This is a genomic window from Dielma fastidiosa (genome assembly GCF_003475485.1).
GTDB classification, from domain to species: domain Bacteria; phylum Bacillota_I; class Bacilli_A; order Erysipelotrichales; family Erysipelotrichaceae; genus Dielma; species Dielma fastidiosa.
The window spans coordinates 1-800 of sequence record NZ_QRQL01000008.1 but is presented as its reverse complement, the minus strand read 5'-3'; the positions used below and the strand labels follow the sequence as shown (position 1 = coordinate 800).

Genomic DNA, 800 nt, shown 5'->3' with positions numbered 1-800 from the left:
AAATGGCTGAGCTACGGCGTACCAAAAGAACGCTGCATCACGGTAAAGCCGGGTGATGTGATCAAGATCAAGGATACGGAGATCGTTGTCCTGGACAGCTTTGACCGTACATGCCTAGTAACCAATGATGAAGATGTACGCGGTGTATGTCCAACGGATATGGATGAGAAAGCAGTAAACTATCTGATCAAGACACCGGCAGGCAATATCTATCATTCAGGAGACAGCCACTATTCCGTATATTATGCAAAACACGGCAAAGATCATCAGATCGATGTAGCGTTAGGCAGCTATGGCGAGAACCCAATCGGCAATCAGGATAAGATGACAAGTGTGGACATCTTAAGAATGGCGGAAGCCCTGCAGTGCAAGGTAGTGATCCCATTCCATTATGACGTATGGACAAACTTCAAGGCCGATCCGCAGGAAATCCTGATGCTGTATGATTATAAGAAATACACCTTGGATTACAAATTCAAACCGTTTATCTGGGATGTAGGCGGTAAGTTCATATATCCAAATGATGCGAATAAACGTCAGTATCATTATCGCCGAGGCTTTGAGGACTGCTTCACGGATGAGCCGAATGTGCCGTTCAGAAGCATCTTATAGGAGGCAAAAAGAATGCTGAGGGAGTTTGTAGAAACGGGAAGATACAGTTTCAGAGAAAAGTTTGAGAGCTGGGAAGAAGCAATCGCGGCAAGCTGTGAGCCGATCATCAAAGAAGGGGTGATCGAACCGGTGTATGTAGAAGCGGTCATCAATTGTGTAAAGAAATACGGACCGTATATCATCATCGC

Annotated in this window: 2 protein-coding genes; both read left to right on the top strand. The window is 45.4% G+C overall.

Translation table 11 applies throughout. The annotated features are described in order from the left end of the window. Nucleotides 1-612, top strand: a 612-nt coding sequence (gene ulaG / locus DWZ33_RS18330) for an L-ascorbate 6-phosphate lactonase (protein ID WP_244925880.1), incomplete at its 5' end; no start/stop codon positions are given. Nucleotides 613-624: 12 nt separating this feature from the next. Then, a partial coding sequence (locus tag DWZ33_RS18530) for a PTS sugar transporter subunit IIA (protein WP_182425724.1) occupies nucleotides 625-800 on the top strand: 176 nt, incomplete at its 3' end.